The organism is Paenibacillus sp. 01T422, from assembly GCF_056398785.1.
In genome coordinates this window covers 1-2,869 of record NZ_JBFTQB010000843.1, presented here as the reverse complement: position 1 = coordinate 2,869, position 2,869 = coordinate 1, and the positions used below count along the sequence as shown (strand labels likewise).

Annotated in this window: 2 protein-coding genes; both read right to left on the bottom strand. The window is 49.5% G+C overall.

Annotated elements, in window-relative coordinates; all coding sequences use genetic code 11:
- Positions 1-366 (bottom strand): aldo/keto reductase (locus AC1DUA_RS32245; protein ID WP_477503621.1); only part of this gene is annotated, 366 nt, incomplete at its 3' end.
- A 447-nt stretch (positions 367-813) separates the two neighbouring features.
- On the bottom strand, positions 814-2,869 hold a 2,056-nt coding region (locus AC1DUA_RS32240; RefSeq protein WP_477503620.1), incomplete at its 5' end, for a glycosyl hydrolase family 95 catalytic domain-containing protein.

The following is a 2,869-nucleotide window of genomic DNA, read 5'->3' as shown; positions in this document are numbered from 1 at the left end:
GCGGTGGCAGTAGTACACATCCACATAATCCGTGCCAAGGCGCTGCAAACTCGCATGCAACTGTTCAAAAATATGTTTGCGAGAAAGGCCTTTATCATTAGGTCCGTCACCCATTTTACCGAACACCTTGGTAGCAAGTACGTAGGAATGACGCGGATAGTTTTTCAAAACCTCGCCTACGACCTTCTCCGCTTCACCACGCTCATACACATTCGCTGTATCAAAAAAATTAATCCCCAATTCATAAGCTTTATGAATGGAGTTGACTGCATTCTCACGCTCAACGTAACCACCATATGTCAACCAGCTACCTAAACTAATTTCACTTACATTTAATCCGGAAAGCCCTAATTTACGATATTTCATCTCGTTTCATCCTCCTAATATTTTCAATTACAGGCTTTACTATTATATCAATAGTTGATTAAGGAATATAAGTAGTGAAAAGTTTCTCACATAATATCAAATAATTAAGTTAGTTACTTATTGGTAACTTGCTTAGCGTGCTTCCAAGTGGAACTACAGGGCGCTATCTGAGACAAATTGGCTACTTTCAGAGAATTTCGGATCTACAGAGCCCTATTCCCCTCCCGAGACCCGAATTTCGGCCAAAATACGAAAAATAGCGGACCATAGTTCCCTCTAATCTTGCTGATCAACCTTTTAGCCACAAATAACGTCCCCTAGTTCCCATCCAGCACACCTCACCAGCAAACGCACCTAATTGTCGAGAGATTTTGGAAGCATACGCCTTCTAAAATGGAAAAAAGCCTGATTTCCAGCCCTTCGGCATAGAGATCAGACTATTAATACTCAACTCGCCGCTACTTGAGCGTTAGCTTTCACCAACCGGATTCTCTCTCCCGGGATTGTAGACAACTGAACGATGTCATCATAGATGGTCACATCTCCGCTAGCTTGCTTGCACACAACCCCGTGCTCCCATGGATTATAGAACCTCAGCTCAGCACCCGCTTCACTTTCAATCTCCACCCACTGCACTTCGCCGCCCGAAATCGATGCGCTCACCAGAAAAGCTCCGACCGCCCTCAGCGTGGCAAACTCAGCATCCTGCTCGCTAGGCCAGTTCGGGAACAATCGAAGAATGCCGTTATAGCTTTGCAGCAGGCACTCATTAATCACGACCGGCAGCGCGAAGTTCTCGAACCAAATCCCGACCCTCCTCATAAAATCAAAGCTCAGCGTATCGCTGTACCTGCCGCCGGACAGCAGCACACGGTCGGTACACGTGCCATTAGGCAGCAGACAGTAGCTAATTTGCCGTTTGAACTTCTCCAGGTCCAGATGCCCCATTCGCGCTCCGGCAAGATGGTAGAAAACAAGCTCGTTACCGCCTTCGTTCCGATGATTCAGATAGGAATTGAGCGCGATTTGGTACGCTTCACCTGTTGAGTGAAGGCCATGCTCCTCTCCCGGGAAAATCGTCATAATGCCATTCGGCGTGTTATAGACAACCTCAGCATCCTCGCCTGGAACGGATACGAACACGGTTCCACGCTGCGATTCCGCCGTTGCATATTCAGGGAATTTACTTAAAATCTCTTGAACGCTGCCCAGCAGATCCGCCTCTTCCTGCTCGATACCGAGTGTTTCACAAGCCTCATTAAAGGCATGAAATACAAATTTGGTCAGCGTCAAATCAACAAGGCAGTCGTAATTTTTCTTAAAACCAGGCGTCAATTCGTACAATTCAGGAACAACGGTTGGGAAAATGTGATAACGATCATCCCCCCAAGCCTCCCCGTGCGTATCTGGTCTGCTCATGTAATCGACCATAAACAACACTGCTCCCTTGATGGGCACAAAAGCTCGATTCGCCAGGAAATCCCGGTCCATCGTGTACAGATAATGCCACCATAGACTCTGCACGGTCCACGGAGTTTCACAGACTTCCCAGCCCCAATGCGGCACGGGATAAGGCATTATGTTCATTTCAACAGGGTACGCGGAATGCGGATAATAGGCTCCTCGCATGCCGTAGTATTCACTCGCCCATTTCCGGCTCACAGGAAGAATATGATCTACCATGTTGACATAAGCCAGATGCTTATCGACATGGTTGCTGGAAAAAGCAAGCCAGAACGGCTGCTGCGTATTGTAGTTCATGTGGTAGTCACCGTGCCACTCCGAGCCTATGGAGCGGTAGCTCCAATTCGCGAACAGACCCGGACAGGTCGCTTCGGGTTTGACAGAACAGTGATAGAAATATAAATTCCAATACCAGATCTGCTCTAGAAATTCATCGCCGAGACTCACCCCTGAGCAGTTCCAATACGATGTCCAATTGTTCTCGCAAGCAGTGAAAGCGGCATCACTCCCTTGCTCCGTAGGCGCCTCCAACTCCTGCAGCCCTGCCACAGCGGAGGCTTCTAAGCCTTCTGTCAGCTCCACATAAGCAAGGAACGGCGCAGTTTGGAGCAAYTTAGCTTGTACGCCGCCTGCGGTATCCGCAGCCTCGATATCCTCAGCTACACGAACATCCAAGCGGAACGCTCTATCCTTGGGATCACGCTCGTTCCCCTCTGGCGCACATGGAAGCGTCTGCCTGAAGCTGAGTTGACTCCGCTCAGCCTCAACCGCCTTCTGCGCAAGCGGCAGCTCCTTCGGCGTATCTGGATCCGGGATCAGCTTGACCCGATCGAACAAGCCGCCGATGGCGCCTTCCGACGATACAAGCTTCATCCACATCCGATCCGCCTCAGGCTCGATAAACAATTGCAGGGTAGCCTCCCCCGCTTCCAGCTTGAAATAAACTTCACAGAGACCATTGTGAATATGTACTTTATGCCCCAGCACTTCCGCCTTGCGCCGGTCATAGCCGAGGAGAAGAGAACCACACGGCATAGGC